This window comes from Promicromonospora sp. NPDC060204, assembly GCF_042728455.1.
Taxonomy (GTDB): Bacteria; Actinomycetota; Actinomycetes; order Actinomycetales; family Cellulomonadaceae; genus Promicromonospora.
Genome location: NZ_JBHWZO010000151.1, coordinates 1 through 15,330, shown reverse-complemented (window position 1 = coordinate 15,330; position 15,330 = coordinate 1). Strand labels below are relative to the sequence as shown.

The 15,330-nt window shown below is 74.0% G+C and carries 13 protein-coding genes; 6 read left to right on the top strand and 7 right to left on the bottom strand.

Features of this window, described 5'->3' with window-relative positions:
• The first annotated feature begins 127 nt into the window (after nt 1-127).
• Both ACFWEJ_RS18535 and ACFWEJ_RS18530 read left to right on the top strand, forming a co-directional pair.
• A complete protein-coding gene (locus ACFWEJ_RS18535; protein ID WP_377230669.1) occupies nt 128-1,171 on the top strand; it encodes a hypothetical protein in 1,044 nt (347 codons plus the stop codon).
• A 197-nt stretch (nt 1,172-1,368) separates the two neighbouring features.
• Nucleotides 1,369-2,805 carry an MFS transporter gene (locus ACFWEJ_RS18530; RefSeq protein WP_377230668.1) on the top strand — a complete coding sequence of 479 codons (1,437 nt, stop codon included), beginning with the start codon at nt 1,369-1,371 and terminating at the stop codon, nt 2,803-2,805.
• 30 nt (nt 2,806-2,835) lie between these two features.
• Here the strand turns inward: ACFWEJ_RS18530 and ACFWEJ_RS18525 are convergent, their stop codons facing one another.
• On the bottom strand, nt 2,836-3,414 hold the full coding sequence (locus ACFWEJ_RS18525; RefSeq protein ID WP_377230667.1) for a winged helix-turn-helix domain-containing protein: 579 nt from the start codon (nt 3,412-3,414) through the stop codon (nt 2,836-2,838).
• A gap of 82 nt (nt 3,415-3,496) precedes the next feature.
• Between ACFWEJ_RS18525 and ACFWEJ_RS18520 the strand changes: the two genes are divergently transcribed.
• Entirely contained in the window at nt 3,497-4,828 is a 1,332-nt protein-coding gene (locus ACFWEJ_RS18520) for an MFS transporter (RefSeq protein ID WP_377230666.1), read from the top strand.
• A gap of 4 nt (nt 4,829-4,832) precedes the next feature.
• Here ACFWEJ_RS18520 and ACFWEJ_RS18515 read toward each other — a convergent pair whose 3' ends face one another.
• Complete coding sequence (locus ACFWEJ_RS18515) at nt 4,833-5,876, bottom strand: SDR family NAD(P)-dependent oxidoreductase (protein WP_377230665.1); 1,044 nt, start codon at nt 5,874-5,876, stop codon at nt 4,833-4,835.
• Between the two features lie 60 nt (nt 5,877-5,936).
• On the opposite strand from ACFWEJ_RS18515, the gene ACFWEJ_RS18510 reads away from it, so the two are divergent.
• Entirely contained in the window at nt 5,937-6,557 is a 621-nt protein-coding gene (locus tag ACFWEJ_RS18510) for a TetR/AcrR family transcriptional regulator (RefSeq protein ID WP_377230664.1), read from the top strand.
• On the opposite strand, the gene ACFWEJ_RS18505 is transcribed toward ACFWEJ_RS18510, so the two are convergent.
• On the bottom strand, nt 6,554-8,194 hold the full coding sequence (locus tag ACFWEJ_RS18505; protein ID WP_377230663.1) for an FAD-dependent oxidoreductase: 1,641 nt from the start codon (nt 8,192-8,194) through the stop codon (nt 6,554-6,556). The genes ACFWEJ_RS18510 and ACFWEJ_RS18505 overlap by 4 nt on opposite strands.
• 241 nt (nt 8,195-8,435) lie before the next feature.
• Between ACFWEJ_RS18505 and purH the strand changes: the two genes are divergently transcribed.
• The gene (gene purH / locus ACFWEJ_RS18500) at nt 8,436-10,088 is read left to right on the top strand and encodes a bifunctional phosphoribosylaminoimidazolecarboxamide formyltransferase/IMP cyclohydrolase (RefSeq protein ID WP_377230662.1); all 1,653 of its coding nucleotides are present in this window, start codon (nt 8,436-8,438) and stop codon (nt 10,086-10,088) included.
• A 153-nt stretch (nt 10,089-10,241) separates the two neighbouring features.
• Here the strand turns inward: purH and ACFWEJ_RS18495 are convergent, their stop codons facing one another.
• The gene (locus tag ACFWEJ_RS18495; RefSeq protein WP_377230661.1) at nt 10,242-11,642 is read right to left on the bottom strand and encodes an NAD(P)/FAD-dependent oxidoreductase; all 1,401 of its coding nucleotides are present in this window, start codon (nt 11,640-11,642) and stop codon (nt 10,242-10,244) included.
• Nucleotides 11,643-11,751: 109 nt separating this feature from the next.
• On the opposite strand from ACFWEJ_RS18495, the gene ACFWEJ_RS18490 reads away from it, so the two are divergent.
• A complete protein-coding gene (locus tag ACFWEJ_RS18490; RefSeq protein ID WP_377230660.1) occupies nt 11,752-12,189 on the top strand; it encodes a DUF3017 domain-containing protein in 438 nt (145 codons plus the stop codon).
• Nucleotides 12,190-12,253: 64 nt separating this feature from the next.
• On the opposite strand, the gene ACFWEJ_RS18485 is transcribed toward ACFWEJ_RS18490, so the two are convergent.
• The 3 genes from ACFWEJ_RS18485 to ACFWEJ_RS18475 all read right to left on the bottom strand — a co-directional run bounded on the left by ACFWEJ_RS18485 (nt 12,254) and on the right by ACFWEJ_RS18475 (nt 15,181).
• On the bottom strand, nt 12,254-13,459 hold the full coding sequence (locus ACFWEJ_RS18485) for a septum formation family protein (RefSeq protein ID WP_377230659.1): 1,206 nt from the start codon (nt 13,457-13,459) through the stop codon (nt 12,254-12,256).
• A 103-nt stretch (nt 13,460-13,562) separates the two neighbouring features.
• Nucleotides 13,563-14,429: a hypothetical protein gene (locus tag ACFWEJ_RS18480; protein ID WP_377230658.1), complete on the bottom strand. Its 867-nt coding sequence runs from the start codon at nt 14,427-14,429 to the stop codon at nt 13,563-13,565.
• Nucleotides 14,426-15,181 carry a septum formation family protein gene (locus ACFWEJ_RS18475; RefSeq protein ID WP_377230657.1) on the bottom strand — a complete coding sequence of 252 codons (756 nt, stop codon included), beginning with the start codon at nt 15,179-15,181 and terminating at the stop codon, nt 14,426-14,428. The genes ACFWEJ_RS18480 and ACFWEJ_RS18475 overlap by 4 nt, the downstream gene beginning before the upstream one ends.
• Between the last annotated feature and the right edge of the window lie 149 nt (nt 15,182-15,330).

Here is a 15,330-nt window from a genome sequence, read left to right as displayed (position 1 = left end):
TTTCTTCGCTTTGCGACCGCCCAAAGCGAAGAAACCTGGGCCTCAAAGGTGAGTGGCGGACGGCGGTTATCCACAGGCTGACGGTGTTTCACCAGCTTTGATGGTTGTTGCATGTTGATATTGATTCATGCGACCACTCAAGCCCCTGCCTCCGCAGCTGGAGCTCATCGCCGACCGGCAGGAGGGGCTGATCTCCGCCGCGCAGCTCGACGGCATCGGCGTCGACGCCCAGTGGCGGTACCGGCTCGTCCGGCAGTGCCGGTTGATCCGCGTCACGCAGGGTGTGTACGACACCGACGTCGTACCGCCCGCCGACCGGTCACGTCCGGACCTGCTGGACCACCTCCGACGTCGCCCCGCGTGGCTCGGCCTGCTGGCCGCCGGCCCGGGATCGACCGCCGTCGGCCTGTCCGCCCTCGCGCTGTACAAGGTCAAGGGGCTGCCGCGCACCATCCCCTCCGAGGTGGTCGCGCCCGACGGGCACTGGCGGCCCGGGCGGGACGGCATCACGTTCCACAAGCGCGGCGACATGGTGACCGGCCGGTTCGCCGGTGACTTCCGGATCGCGAGCGTCGCGGACGCGCTCGCCCTCGGCGTCGGGAAGATGCGCCGGGACGACGCCGTGGCCGCGATGGACGACCTGCTGCACACGCGGTCGGCCACGGCGGACGACCTGGCCCGGGCCCACGACCTGGCGCGAGGGCATCGCACCGTCGAGGCGACGCATCCCTGGTGGCGCCTGGCGGACGGCCGGTCGGAGTCGCCCCTCGAGTCCGTCGCGCGGCTGGCCTGTCTCGACTCGGGGATCCCGCCGGACACCCTGCAGCTCGTGCTCCTGGGGCCCGACGGCGACCACCTCGGCCGGGTCGACCTCGCCTGGCGGCTGCCGGACGGCGCGTGGCTGCTCGTCGAGATCGACGGCGTCGAGGTGCACGGCGCGCCGGCCGCGGTGTTCCGGGACCGCACGCGGCAGAACGCGCTGGCGTCGGCGGGCGGCTCGCGCCTGCTGCGCTTCACGGCGAAGGATCTCCGGGTCCGCATGCCGGAGGTCCTCACCGCGTTGCTGCGCGAGGCCGGCTGGACGCCCGGCAACTACGACGACGTCGGCGTCCCGGTCACCCTGGGCGCCCCGGCCGCCGTCCCGCTCTCGCCGCGCTCTCCGCGTCGATAACCGCTCCGCTCTCCGCGTCGCTCTCCGCCCCGCTCTCCGCGTCGATAACCGCTCCGGCGGGTCGCCTTTGAGGCCCGGCTTTCTTCTCTTTGCGGCCGGCCCAAAGGCAAGAAACCTGGGCCCCAAAGGTGAGTGCGCGACGGCGCCCAGGTTGCCGGCGCCCCGAGGCGGACATTTCACCCGGTACGTTGTGCGGCGTGACTGGGGAGACGACGACGGCGGGGCCGGCTGACCTGGAAAGCGCGGCAACCGCGAGCCCGGACCCGGCGAGCCCGGACCCGGCGAGCCTCGACCCGACGGGCCCCGACCCGACGAGCCCCGACCCGACGAGCCCGGACCCGACGAGCCCGGACCCGGTGAGCCCGAACCTGGTGGGACCCGACCCGACGAGCCCGGACCCGGTGCGCCCCGATCCGCCGCTGCGGCGGAACGTCGCGTACCTGCTGCTCACGACCGGGCGGTTCGCGCAGGCGATCGGCGCCGGCGTCGGCACGTTCGCGATCCCGCTGCTCGCGTTCGAGGTCACGGGGTCGGTGGGGCAGGCGGGGCTGATCAGCGGTATCGGCCAGGCGGGCGCGCTGCTGGCCACGCTCCCGGCGGGCGTCGTCGCCGACCGGGTCAACCGCCGCGCGCTCCTCGTCGTCGCCGCGGCGACGGGTACCGCCCTGTGGGCCACGGTCGTCGCCGCCGGGCTGGCCGGGACGCTCGGCGCGTGGCACCTGGCGGCGGTGCTGTTCGGCTCGTCGATGGTGAGCGCGTTCGTGAACCCGGCGTCGGGCGGCGCGTTGCGCGCCGTCGTCCCGCCCGCCCAGATGGCGAACGCGATGGCCGTGAACCAGGGGCGGATGGCGGCGGTCGCGCTGTTCGCGGGACCGGTCGGCGGGTTCCTGTACGGCATGGCGCACGTGCTGCCGTTCGTCGCCTCCGTGCTCGGCCACATGATCGAGGTGGTCGCGGTGTCGTTCGTCCGCGAGCCCTTGAACGGCGAGCGGACCCAGCAGGACCACCCGCTCGCCGACCTGCGCGAGGGCCTGGCCTTCGTCGGCGCCGTGCCGCTGTTCCGCGCGGTGCTCGTGCTGATCACGCTGCTCAACCTGACGTCGATCGCGCTGGTCGTGGCGATCAACCTGGAGCTGGTCCGCACCGGCACCGACCCGCGGCTCATCGGGCTCGTCGACGCGTGCGCCGGCGTCAGCATGCTGGCCGGCGCGATCGTCGCGGGGCCGATCGTGCGGCGCACGCGCGTCGGCCGGCTGGGGATCCTGGCCGTCGGCGTGCTCGCCGGCGCGCTGGTCGTGATGGCGCTCGCGCCGTCGTACTGGGTGTTCGTCGCGATGCTGGCCGCCGGCGTCTTCCTCTACCCGGCGCTCAACGCAGGCTTCACCGGCTACCTCACGGTGATCGTCCCGGACCGCATGATGGGTCGGGCCACGTCCCTGCTCGGGCTGACAGGCCTGATCGCCGCCCCGGCCGCACCCGTGCTGGGCAGCGCGCTCCTGGAGGGCTGGGGCATCGGCGTCACGTTGTGGGTGATGGTGGGCGCCATGGTGGCGGTGCTCGTGGCGCTCCGGCTCACCCGCCCGCTGATGCGGATCGGCCGCCCGGACACGTGGGCGGCCGACGCGCTGGAGTAGCCGCGCGGGCCCCCGAACCGGCAGGGCCGCTCAGGTCTCCGGGACGGGTTCGCTCGCCAGGTCCCGCGGACCGACGGCGTAGAGGACCTGGTAGAACTTCCGCTCCGGGTCGTCGGGGTCCGCCCGCTTGGCGGCCCCGGTCCTGTCCCACCACTTCTCCATGACGGCGAACACCTCCGCGGTCATCTCCTCCGCCTCGTCGCGGGTGAAGAAGGCCCCGCTGGCCATACCCTCGTGGAAGTCCTCCCGGGCGCCGGGAGCCTCGCGGTCGCGCAGGAACATGGCCCGCAGCCAGCGCAGGTAGGGGTCGATGGCGTTCTCCGCCCCCGCGAGGTTGCGGTCCACGATGAACCGCTCCACCACGGGCCGCCACACCCGGTCCCGCTTGTCCCGGGCGAGCTCCGGGGCCTCCTCGATGAAGTGGTGCTTGGCCAGCACTCGCAGGTGGAAGCTGATCGAGTTCGCCGGCACGTCCAGCGTCCGGGCGAGGTCGGCGGCGCGCGCGTGCTCGCGGACGTTGAGCTCGATCAGGATCCGCTGCCGCACCGGGTGCGCCATGGCGCGCAGCGTCTCCGGGTCGGTGATCTGGAGGGGTTCCTTCGATGCCATCGGGCCAGGCTAGCAAGATCCCGCAACAACAGATGCGCAACTATCATTGCGCAATTACCGTTGCGGACTTTACGGTGTCCGCATGACGACGGACGAGGCCCGCGCGGCGGGCGAGACGACGACGGGAACGACGCCCAAGAGCGAGAGGACGGCGCCCCTCTGGCGCAACCGCTCCTACCGGCTGCTCCTCACGGGCGCGACGGCGGAGGACGTGGGCGCGGCGGTCGGCGCCTTCGCGGTGCCGCTGCTCGCCTACGCGATCACGGGATCGGTCGTGCAGGCCGGTGTGATCGCGTTCGTCGGCCAGCTCGGGTCGGTGCTCCTGACCCTGCCGGCCGGCGTCATCGTGGACCGGGTGGACCGCCGTCGGCTCATCATGGTCGGCAGTGCGGTCGCGGCGCTCGCCTGGACCAGCGTGGTGGTCGCCGGCCTGGTTGACGGCCTCTCGGTCACCGCCCCGCACCTGGCCGGGGCGCTGTTCGTGTCGTCCGTGGTGGGTGCGCTCATGGACCCGGCGGGGACGGCGGCGCTGCACGCGGTGGTACCCAAGGAGCAGCTCGGGCAGGCGATGTCGGTCGCGCAGGGGCGCGACGCCGCGGCCACCCTGCTCCAGGGGCCGCTCGGCGGGCTGCTCTACGGCATGAGCACGGTGCTGCCCTTCGCGGTGTCCGGGGCGGGCCGGCTGGTCTCCGTGGTCGCCACGTCCCTGGTGCGGGAGCCGCTCAACGGCGACCTCGACGCGGCGCGCGCCGAGCATCCCGTGGCGGCGCTGCGGGAGGGGCTGCGCTACGTGTTCGGCGTGCCCTTGCTCCGCGCGTCGCTCTGGCTGTTCATGCTGGTCAACGTGGTCCTGAACGGCATGATGGTGGCGATCAACCTGCACCTGGTGAGCACCGGGACGGCGCCCGCGCTCATCGGCCTGATCAACACCGCGGTCGGGGTAGGCGTGCTTCTGGGTTCGGTCCTCGCGGGTGTGCTCGTCCAGCGGGTGCGCGTGGGCGTCCTCACGGTGCTGACGCTCGGCGTCTCCGGCGTCGCCGTCGTGCTGATGGCGGTGTTCCCGACCTACTGGGGGTTCGTCGCCGCGCTGACGGGGATGATGTTCTTCGCGCCCGCGCTCAACGCCGGGATGCTCTCGTACGCCACGGCGATCACGCCCGGGCAGATGCAGGGGCGCATGGCCGCCACGATGGGACTCACCGGGCTGGTGGCCGGGCCGGCGGCGCCGCTCGTCGGCAGCGTGCTCCTCGCGAGCCTCGGGATCGGCCCCGCGATGTGGCTGTTCGCCGCCGCGTGGACCGTGCTGTTCCTGGCCATGTTCCTGGTGCGTCCGCTGTGGCGCATCGGCCTGCCGGGCACCTGGGCGGCCGACGTCGTCGAGTGGCCGACGACGCGCACGCCGTCGGCCACCTGACCCGTCAGACGGCGGACCAGCCGCCGTCCGCCGCGATGATCGCGCCGTTCAGGTTCACCGAGTCCTTCGACAGCAGGAAGGTGATGGTCGCGGCCAGCTCCTCGGCCATGGCGAGGCTGAGGATGTTGACCTGGTGGGGCTGCAGCACCGGCGCGCCGAACTCGGCCTGGCCGGGTACCGGGATGCCCGTGGCCACGCCGCCGGGCGCGACGGCGTTGGTGCGGATGCCGCTCTTCGCGTACATCACGGCGTTGGACTTGGTCAGGCCGACCACCGCGTGCTTGGACGCCGTGTAGGCGACGCCGGCGGCCGAGCCGCGCAGCCCCGCCTCGGAGGCGACGTTGACGATGCGCCCCTCCTTCGCGGCCAGCATCCCGGGCACGACGGCGCGGGTGAGCCGCATGGTGCCCTCCAGGTTGACGCGCAGCACCCGCTCCCACAGGGCGTCGCTCACCTCGTGGACGGCCGACATGTCGTCCATGATCCCGGCGACGTTGGCCAGCGCGTCCACGCGGTCGCCCGCGGCGGCCACGATGCGGTCGACGTCGTCCTGGGCGGAGATGTCGCCCGCGACGGGGACGATCTCGGCGCCGGCCGGGAGGCCGGTCAGCGCGGCGGCGAGCTCGTCGAGCTTCTCCGCGGAGATGTCGGCGGCGATCACGCGGCCGCCCTCGCGCGCCACGCGCGAGGCGACGGCCCGGCCGATGCCGGACGCCGCACCCGTGACCACGACGGTCTGTCCGGCGAAGCGGCCGGGGGTGATCTGCTCGGCCCAGCCGGCGGCGGTCTGCGCGTCTCCGGCGGCCGCCGCGTCGGCCTCGGCAGCCTCCTCCGGCGCCGCCTCCCGGTATGCCGCGACCAGCGCGTCGAGCGCCTCGGCCGGGAACTTGCCTCCGGACAGTGCCACGAGCTGCTCCAGCGGCAGGCCGCGGGCGGGGGCGAGCGAGTCCGGCGTCGCCCCGCCCTGGGCGAGGAAGGCCGCGAGGACGCGGCCGCCGACGGGGTGGTCGAGCCAGTCGCCGACGGTGGAACGGACGGTCAGTGCCATGGTGTGCTCCTCGAACGGGGTTGGTACCGGACAACACTGTCCGGTATCTAGAATACCGCTATGACCGGTGTACTTCGCGACCCCCGACCCGGTGCCCTTCCGCACGGCACGAAGCGCCGCGGCGGGGCGCCCAACCTCGGTCCGCGCGCCGCGGCGGGCAACCGGGCGGCGCTGCTGGCCGCGGCCCGCGAGGTCTTCGGGTCCGCCGGGACCGGCGCGCCGCTGAGCGCGGTCGCCAAGCGCGCCGGCGTCGGGCAGGGGAGCCTCTACCGGCACTTCCCGGACCGCATGGACCTCGTCGTCGCCGTCTTCGACGAGCAGGTCGTCGCCGTCGAGGAGCGCGCCGCGACCCCCGACGCCGACCTGGCCGACCTGCTCGGCCTCGTGACGCGGCACGCCGTCGACTCGGTCGGGTTCGTGGACCTGGTGCGCTCGCGGGTGCCCGCGGACGAGCGGGTCGTCGCCCTGGGGGAGCGGGTCGCCGTCGCGCTGGGCACCCGCCTGGCGGGCGCGATCGAGTCGGGTGACGTCCCGGCGGGGACGACGCCGGACGACCTGCTGCTCGCGGTGGCCATGATGGCCGGCGGCCTGTCGCAGGCCGAGGGCGAGGACCGGGAGCGCCGGGCGCGCCGGGCCTGGGAGCTGCTGGGCTTCGAGGTCCGGGTCCCGGACGCCGGCTAGCCGCGTCGCGCGGCCGCCTGCTGCCCGCCGATCCAGCCGAACACGGCCGCCGGGCCGATCGTCGAGCCCGGCCCGGGGTAGGTGCGCCCCATCACCGACGCCGTCGTGTTGCCGGCTGCGTACAGGCCGGGGATGGCGGTGCCGTCCTCCCGCAGCACGCGGGCGTGCTCGTCGGTGAGCAGCCCGCCCTTGGTGCCCAGGTCGCCGGGCACGATCTTGAGCGCGGAGAACGGACCGCGCTCGATCGGGCCGAGGTTCGGGTTGGGCCGCACCGTCGGGTCCGAGTAGTACCGGTCGTACGCGGAGTCCCCGCGGCCGAAGTCGGTGTCCTTGCCGGTCCGGGCGAACCCGTTGAACCGCACGACGGTGTCCCGGAAGATCGTGGGGTCCAGGCCCAGCCTGTCCGCCAGCTCCGCGAGCGTGTCCGCGTACACGAGCGTGCCGTCCTCAACGTAGCGCCGGCGGCCGCCAAGCAGCGACGTGTTGAGGTAGCGCCGTCGCGCGCGGACGTCCATGACCAGCCACGACGGGATCGCCGGCACCACCTCGTCCCGCTCCAGCATCGCGTGGCCGAAGTCGATGTAGCTCGTGGACTCGTTGACGAACCGGGCGCCGGAGGAGTCGACCACGATCGAGTACGGCATGGACCGCTCGGACAGCACGAAGCCGTGCATCCCCTCGTCGCCGTTGTCCACGCCGGCGCCCCACCAGGCGTCGTCCATGAGCGCGAGCGCGCCACCGGCGTCGGCCCCGGCCTCGATGGCCGTGCCCTGGTCGTCCCGGGAGGCGGCGCTCCAGCCGGGCACGCCGTGGTGCTTCTGGCGCCACTCCGTCCGGTGGGCGAACCCGCCCGCGCCGAGCACGACGCCGCCCTGTGCGCGCACGGTGCGGCGATCCTCCGGCGGGCCGACGACGGCCCCGACCACGGCGCCGTCCTCCACCAGCAGCTCCGTCAGCGGGGTGCCGAGCCGCACCTCCGTGCCCTGCGCCCGGACGACCTCCATCAGGGAGCAGGCCAGGGCCGCGCCCATGCCCACCTGCTTCTTGCCGGCGAGCAGGCCGCCCAGCACCCGGAACACCAGCCGGGCCCCGCGGACGAAGCCGGACGGCGTGGACCAGGCCCGGCCCAGCTCGTAGAAGTCGTCGTTCATCACGGCGAGCGGCACGCCGTCCTTGACGCGGGACTGCTCGATCCAGTCGCCGAGCCGCCTCGTGTCGTACGGCCGGGGCTCGATGGAGCGCCCGATCTTGCCGCCGGGCCGCTCCGGGTAGTAGTCGGGGTACTTCTTCGCGGCCGCCCAGCGCACCCCGTGCCGCTCCAGCGTCGTGACCAGCTCGTCCACGGTGTCGAGGAACGCCTCCCGGCGGGCGGTCGAGCTTGCTGGGCCCACGTCGCCGACCACCGCCTTCAGGTACGTCAGCGCCTCCTCGCGGGAGTCGGCGATCCCCGCGCGCCGCATCACCGGGTTGTCCGGCAGCCACAGCCCGCCGCCGCTGCGCATCGTGGTGCCGCCCCAGCGGTCCGCCGACTCCACGACCAGCACCTTTGCCCCGGCGTCCGCCGCGGCGATCGCCGCGCCGAGCCCGGCCGCGCCCGTCCCGGCCACCAGTACGTCGACCACTTCCTCCTGCGTCATCGCAGCTCCCTCCGGCTCCTACCGGACGACGTTGTCCGGTTGGGGCACAACCTACTCCCGTGCCCCCGGAGGGCCGCAAGACCCCGGGGCCGGAACCGCACGGCCCGGCCACCGCTAGACTGCACCTGGCCGTGACTGGCGAGGGTGGGTCACCACCGGGGAGCGGCCGACCGACCCGTGATGCGCGCCGCCCGCCTGGGTGCCAGGGTTTTCCACGAGGCTACTTCCGAGGAGAACCGCCATGTCCGGCGCCCCGTCCACCCCTGACGTCCAGCTCACCGACGACTCGCAGCGCCCCGTCCGGCGCGCGCTGCTGAGCGTCTACGACAAGACCGGCCTGATCGAGATCGCCACCGCGCTGCACGACGCCGGCGTCGAGCTGGTCTCGACCGGGTCCACCGCGTCGAAGATCGCCGACGCGGGCATCCCCGTCACCCCGGTCGAGGAGCTCACGGGCTTCCCGGAGTGCCTGGAGGGCCGCGTCAAGACGCTGCACCCCCGCGTGCACGCCGGCATCCTGGCCGACACCCGCAAGCAGGACCACCTCGACCAGCTCGCCCAGCTCGAGATCTCGCCGTTCGAGCTCGTCGTCGTGAACCTCTACCCGTTCGCGGCCACCGTCGCGTCGGGCGCCGGGCCTGACGCCGTCGTCGAGCAGATCGACATCGGCGGGCCTTCGATGGTGCGCGCGGCGGCCAAGAACCACCCGTCCGTCGCCGTCGTCGTGGACCCGGCGCGCTACGCCGACGTCGTGACGGCCGTGCAGGCCGGTGGCTTCACCTACGCCCAGCGCAAGGCGCTCGCCGCCGCCGCGTTCGTGCACACCGCGACGTACGACGTCGCGGTGGCGTCCTGGATGGGCTCCGTCGTCTCCCCGACGGATGCCGTGGACGGCGCCGACGGGCCCGTCTCGACCGGCTTCCCGGCGTGGGTCGGCGGCACCTGGGACCGCGCCGACGTGCTCCGCTACGGCGAGAACCCGCACCAGCGCGCCGCCCTGTACACCCGCGGCGACGGTGTCACGGGCCTGGCCCAGGCCGAGCAGCTGCACGGCAAGGCCATGAGCTACAACAACTACGTCGACGCCGACGCCGCGTGGCGCGCCGCCTGGGACCACGAGGGCCCCGCCGTCGCGATCATCAAGCACGCCAACCCGTGCGGCATCGCCGTCGGCGGCGACATCGCCGAGGCGCACGCCCGGGCGCACGCGACCGACCCGGTCAGCGCCTACGGCGGCGTGATCGCGGCCAACCGCACCGTCACGGCCGACGCCGCCCGGCAGATCGCCCCGGTGTTCACCGAGGTCGTCGTGGCGCCCGGCTTCGAGCCGGAGGCGCTGGAGATCCTCCAGGCCAAGAAGAACATCCGCCTGCTCGTGGTCCCCGAGGCGCCGGCGGGCTCCGTGGAGACCCGGCCCATCTCGGGCGGGCTGCTCATGCAGGCGACCGACCGGTTCCAGGCCGACGGCGACGCCCCCGAGAACTGGACGCTGGCGACCGGCGAGGCGGCGTCGCCCGAGGTGCTCGCGGACCTCGCGTTCGCCTGGAAGGCCGTGCGCGCCGCCAAGTCGAACGCGATCCTCCTGGCACGCGACGGGGCTGCGGTCGGCATCGGCATGGGTCAGGTCAACCGCGTGGACTCGTGCCGCCTCTCGGTCGAGCGCGCCAACACCCTGGCCGAGGGCGAGTCCGGCCCCGTCGAGCGCGCCCGCGGCGCCGTCGCGGCGTCGGATGCGTTCTTCCCGTTCGCGGACGGCCTCCAGGTGCTGCTCGACGCCGGGGTCACCGCCGTCGTGCAGCCGGGCGGCTCGATCCGCGACGAGGAGGTCGTCAAGGCCGCCGAGGCGGCCGGCGTCACGATGTACCTGACGGGCACGCGCCACTTCGCGCACTGACGTTCTCTCCGGGCCTGGCCCGGCTTCCGGGCCGCCGCAGATCCCCTTTGAGGCCCGGGTTTCTTCGCTTTGCGACCGTCGAGAGCGGAGAAACCCGGGCCTCAAAGGTGATCCCGTTCCGGCCCTGTCTGTCGGGTCGGGTGAGCTTCCGGCTCAGGGGTTGTGGACGGAGTCCTTGAGCTTGATCGTCGGGTCCAGCGCGCGGTCCAGGTCGACCTCCAGCGGCACCCCGCGGTTCATCAGCTTGCGCAGCTGCCCCACCTCGCGCGGGGAGTCGACCAGCAACATCGCCCGGACGGTCGCCACCCGGTGGCCGTCCGAGGTGCGGCGCGGGTGCCGGTCGAGCGCGTTCTCCAGGTAGAGCGCGCCCCAGCCGCCCGACGCCGCGGGGGTGCCGCGCAGCACCACGTCGTCGAACGGGGACGGCACCCCGAACAGCGCCAGGTCGTGCCCGAGCTGCTGCGAGAACACGTACGGCGCGTGGGCGTGGATCGGGGCGAGGCCGAGCCGTTCGCGCACGTGCTCCGGCTCCGCGGCGCGCTCGTCGAGCCCGAGCAGGGCCCGGACGGTGATCTCGGGATCGTGCAGGGCGGCCGACCAGTGCCCGCCCGGCACCGGCCCGAACACCGGGTGCTCGCGGGTCGCGATGTCACCCACGGCCCAGATGCGGCGCAGCGCGTCGAGGTGCAGGCGCCCCGCCGGGTCGGTGGGGGAATGCATGCCCATGAACCGGCCCGCGCGGTTGACCCGCAGCCCGCCGTTGCCCTCCAGCGGCAGGGAGCCCGCGAGCCAGCCGGACGCCGGACGCGCCCCCACGGCGGCCAGCACCAGGTCGGCCTCCAGCACCCGGCCGTCGGCGAGCACGACGCTGCCGCCACCGGGCGCCCCGCCGGGCGGGCCGGGCAGCACCTTCTCGACGGCGACGCCCGTGACCAGGGTGACCCCGGCGTCGTCGTACCAGGGGGCGAGCAGGCCGCCCACCCTGCGGCCGAGCTGCCGCTCCAGCGGGACCGGGCCCGCCTCCACGACCGTGACGCGGGCGCCGGCGCCCGCGGCGACGCCGGCCACCTCCGCGCCGATCCAGCCCGCGCCGACCACCACGAGCCGCATCCCGGGCACGACGGCGGCGCGCAGCCGCTCGGCGTCCGGGGCCGTGTGCAGGGTCATCGCGGCGTCCCAGCCCGCGGGGCGCAGGGGCGCGCTGCCGGTGGCGAGCACCACGGCGTCGGCCACGACGTCGTCGCCCGACGCCGTCCGCACCACCACCCGCTCCTGGTCCACCTCGAGCCGGGTCGCCGGGTCGGCGAGCCGCAGGTCGTCGGCGAGGGCGGTCAGATCGACCCCGAGGTCCTCGGCGAGCCAGACCGGCTCCGTGCGCTTGAGCAGCTCCTTGGACAGCGGCGGGCGGTCGTAGGGCGGCAGGCCCTCCGCGCCGAGCACCGTCAGGTGCCCCTCGAAACCGTGCTTCCGCAGCGCGGCGGAGGTCTGCGCGCCCGCCAGCCCCGCACCCACGACGACCACGCTGCTGGGGACCTGACCTGAAGGGGACGGCATGGACCTCACGGTAGCTCGCAGGCCGCCAACCTGGGAATGTGCTTTGCATCAGGTTGCAAGCAGGTCACGGTCCTGCAGAATCGAGACGTTTCGGTTGTACCCTCGTCCCGTGGATCTCAGTGAGATGCGGACTGCCCCCGGCGCCACGAGCCTCCTCGAGCCGGGCTCGGCCGGAACGGCTACGCTCGAACGCACCGGACGGGCCGACCTGATGACGGCCACCACGACGACCAGCCAGGAGCTCGACCGCAGTGAGCCAGCCAGCGGCGAGGACTCCGACATGAGTCCGGCCGAGCCGCAGCGGAGCAACCTCGCGATCTGGCTCGTCCTCGCGGGTGTCGGCATCTCCGTGCTGCTCGGGCTGATCGCCGGCGCGCGCGCCGGGGCGATCGGCATCGGGGTGGTCCTCGTGGTCTGCGCGATCTTCCGGGCGGTGCTCGACAGCCCCGTCGGTCTCGTCATCCGGACCCGGACCATCGACATCATCCTGTACGGCGCGACCGCCGTGCTGATCGGCGCCCTCGCCGTCGCGACGCCGAGCATCTGACCGGCCGGTCAGCTGACCGGCCGCCGGACCTGGTCCGGCGGCCCGGCCCAGCGGTCGGCGCCGCCTAGCGGTCGGCGCCCTCGAGCGAGCCCGTCACCGGCTGCTCCGACTCCACGACGCAGAGGATGCGGCGGTCGCCCTCGGCCCAGCTCTCCTCCGACGGCGCGATCGGCCAGTAGAGCAGCTCCGACTTGGCCCACCGCAGGCCCACGTACTTGGTGAACTCCGGGTAGCAGTACGCGTCCGCGGCGTCCCACAGTGCCTGCTGCGTGGGGGTCGCGCCGTTCTCGGCGAGGCTGTCGGCCGCCGTCGTCTCCGCGTAGATCTCGCCGCCGTGCGCCGTGGTGCAGGGCACCACCGGGATCCGGTACAGCGTGGTCTGGCCCGACGTCGCCGACGTGTCGATGCAGTCGCCCACCTGCAGGTCCGGGATCTCCGCCCCGGCGGTCGCCTCGGTGTCGGCGTCCGGCGTCGGTGCCTCGGTCGGCTCCAGCTGGCCGCCGGCCTCCGGCGTGGGCAGCGCGTCCGGGTCCTCGGCGTACGGGTCGGCGTACGGGTCCTCGGCGTAGGGGTCGGCCGTGGCGTACGGGTCGTCGGTCGGCGTGGGGGACGGCGTCGGCTCCGTGAGCGCGGGGCCGTCGTCGGGCTGCCCGATGCCGAGCGGGCCCGCCAGCGCCGGCGGGACGAACTCCCGGGCGGCCGCGACGAACCCGGGCGGGAGCGCCGACGCGTAGGTGGGCGCCGCGGCGATCGCGATCCACAGTCCCGCGATCCCGAGCACGCCCACGGTGACCGCGCCCAGGGAGAAGTCGAGGGTGCGCACCGACGACTTCTTCGCACGACGCACGTTGCCCGTGCCGTTCGCCTCGACGGTGCGCATCGACTGCACGAGCGCGGGGATCGCGAGCGGCCAGAAGAACAGGAACGCCGCGACCACCCAGCCCACGCGGGTCGGGTAGGGCAGCTCGTTCGGGTCGGCGGTCTCCCCGATGTCCTCAGTGTCGGCAGGATCGGCGGGGTCGGCGTCGTCGTCCGGCTTCGCGTCCTCGCCCGACTCTTCGTCGTCGGGCTTCTCGCTGTCGGTCTTCCCTGCGTCGAGCTTCTCGTCGGACGCGTCCTCGTCGGCCTTCGCGCCGTCGTCCGGGGCCTCGCCGTCCGGCTTCGCGTCCGAGCTCTCGTCCTCGCCCGGGGCCTCCGCCTCGGCCACGGCTTCTGGTTCGGTCTCGGCCGGTTCCGTCGCGCCGCGGGAGGTCTGCGTGGTGTCGGCCATGATCCGGGATCGTAGCGGTGCGGAGTTTCCGGGCGAAAGCCACCCGTCGTCCGGCCTGACCGTGCCCAGCCCTGGAACCGGTGCCCAGGGCCGGGCACGGCGCTCAGCGGTCGCTGACGCGAGCCGTGAGGTCGTCGGCGTCGGACTCCGCGAAGCAGGCGATCCGCCGGTTCTGCGTGCGCCAGTCCCACGGGTCGGAAGCCGTGTGCCAGAAGTGCAGGCCGGACTCCTGCGCGGTGGTTCCGGTGGCGGTCTCGAACGCCTTGCGACAGACGTCGTCGGCGTACCGGGCCATCACCGCCGGCCCGGGGTAGGCGGCCTCGGGCACGCCGTCGGTCGCTCCGAACGCGTCGCTCGCCACGTACGTGAGCTCGTAGAGCTCGCCGCCGTGCGGCTCCTCGCACTTCACGGCCGCCACGGTACGCACCACGTCGGTCAGCCCGTCGACGAGGTAGCAGCTTCCTTCGTTCAGCTCCCGCACGGGGGTCCCGTCGACGGGGCCGGAACCGGGCTGGTCGTCGTCGACGTAGCGGGTCGACGTCGCCGCGTCCGCGGCCTGCTCCACGTCCTCGAACCAGAAGCCCAGGGCGACGGCGCCGCCGATGCCGCCGACCGTCAGCGCGACGGTCAGCACGATGTAGGTGACGAGGCCTGCGATGCCGATCCGCCGGGCCCGCGCTCCCTCGGCCTCCGCGGTCCGCCGGTCACCGGCGCCGAGGGCGACGGTCGCCCGCTGGGTGTGCGGGTAGGCGGCGGCCCCGAACGGCCACCACGCGAGGAGCGCGACGATGGTCCAGCCCGCACCCGTGGACGGCTCGGCCGGCGGCCGGGGCGGAGGCTGGTACGACGTCGGCACGTGGTACGGCGATTGTGCCGGCGCATAGGGATCCGACGTGGCCGGGCGCGGCGCGGGTTCCGGTGCGGGACTGGGTCCGCCGGGCGGCGTCAGCGGCGGGAGCTCGTGGGTCATGAGGTCGCTCCGGTCTCGAACAGCTGCGGGTGGTCCGAGAGCTCGCCACGCATCGGGGTGTCCACCTCGACGAAGCAGACGGCGTCGTGCAGCCCGTATTCCCAGTCCTCCGCGTCCGGCTCGAAGGTCCAGACGGGCGAGCTCTCCCCGAGCCGTGTCCCGGAGAACTCCTCGTAGCGCGGCGCGCAGTCGTACCACGTCCGGTCGGAGATCTCTTGGGCGCCCGGGTACTCGCCGTCGCCCAGCTCGGTCACGGCGATCACCTGCGCGTCGTGCAGCCTGCTGCACGGGATCACGTCGAGGTCTCCCCAGGCCGTCTCCCAGTCGGGCGCCATGAAGCAGTCACCCGTGAGGAGCTCGAGCGGGTAGACCGGGATCGGCTCGCGCTTCGGGGCGGCCGCCGTCCGGTAGGACTCGGGGGCGGGCTCCGCGGCCACGGTGTCGATGCCCTCCTGCTTGAGGATGTCGGGCGCCGTCGGCACGAGGACCAGGGCGATGCTGGCGTAGAACACGAGCAGCAACGTCCACGCGATCCCGCCGAGCAGCACGCCGAGTCTCGCGTGGGCCCGTGCCCGGTATGCCTCGTGGTGCGCGGTCGGCACGTGTCCGGCCCCGTGGGCGCGGGCGGCACGGTTCGCGGCGAGCACCGCGGCGATCGCCAGCGGCCAGAACAGGATCATGGATGCGGTGATCCAGCCGCGGTGCACGGGTACCGGCAGCTCCGGGGGCGGGATCGGGGGTGGGGCGGTCACGGCGGGATGTCTATCAGCCGCCGCGGCCAGATCTGTCCGGTGTGACCGGATCGTGAGGCAACTTCACCCCGGGTGCCCGGCCGCCGTCGGGCGGGGGAGCCCGGGCCGGTACGACGCCGGGGCCGCACCTCCCGTACGGAAGGTGCGGC

Bases quoted from the DNA above. Each gene is read 5' to 3' on its own strand.
- ACFWEJ_RS18535 (WP_377230669.1), top strand. From the start codon at position 128: ATGCGACCACTCAAGCCCCTGCCTCCGCAGCTGGAGCTCATCGCCGAC.
- ACFWEJ_RS18525 (WP_377230667.1), bottom strand. From the start codon at position 3,414: ATGGCATCGAAGGAACCCCTCCAGATCACCGACCCGGAGACGCTGCGC.
- ACFWEJ_RS18520 (WP_377230666.1), top strand. From the start codon at position 3,497: ATGACGACGGACGAGGCCCGCGCGGCGGGCGAGACGACGACGGGAACG.
- ACFWEJ_RS18515 (WP_377230665.1), bottom strand. From the start codon at position 5,876: ATGGCACTGACCGTCCGTTCCACCGTCGGCGACTGGCTCGACCACCCC.
- ACFWEJ_RS18510 (WP_377230664.1), top strand. From the start codon at position 5,937: ATGACCGGTGTACTTCGCGACCCCCGACCCGGTGCCCTTCCGCACGGC.
- ACFWEJ_RS18505 (WP_377230663.1), bottom strand. From the start codon at position 8,194: ATGACGCAGGAGGAAGTGGTCGACGTACTGGTGGCCGGGACGGGCGCG.
- purH (WP_377230662.1), top strand. From the start codon at position 8,436: ATGTCCGGCGCCCCGTCCACCCCTGACGTCCAGCTCACCGACGACTCG.
- ACFWEJ_RS18495 (WP_377230661.1), bottom strand. From the start codon at position 11,642: ATGCCGTCCCCTTCAGGTCAGGTCCCCAGCAGCGTGGTCGTCGTGGGT.
- ACFWEJ_RS18485 (WP_377230659.1), bottom strand. From the start codon at position 13,459: ATGGCCGACACCACGCAGACCTCCCGCGGCGCGACGGAACCGGCCGAG.
- ACFWEJ_RS18480 (WP_377230658.1), bottom strand. From the start codon at position 14,429: ATGACCCACGAGCTCCCGCCGCTGACGCCGCCCGGCGGACCCAGTCCC.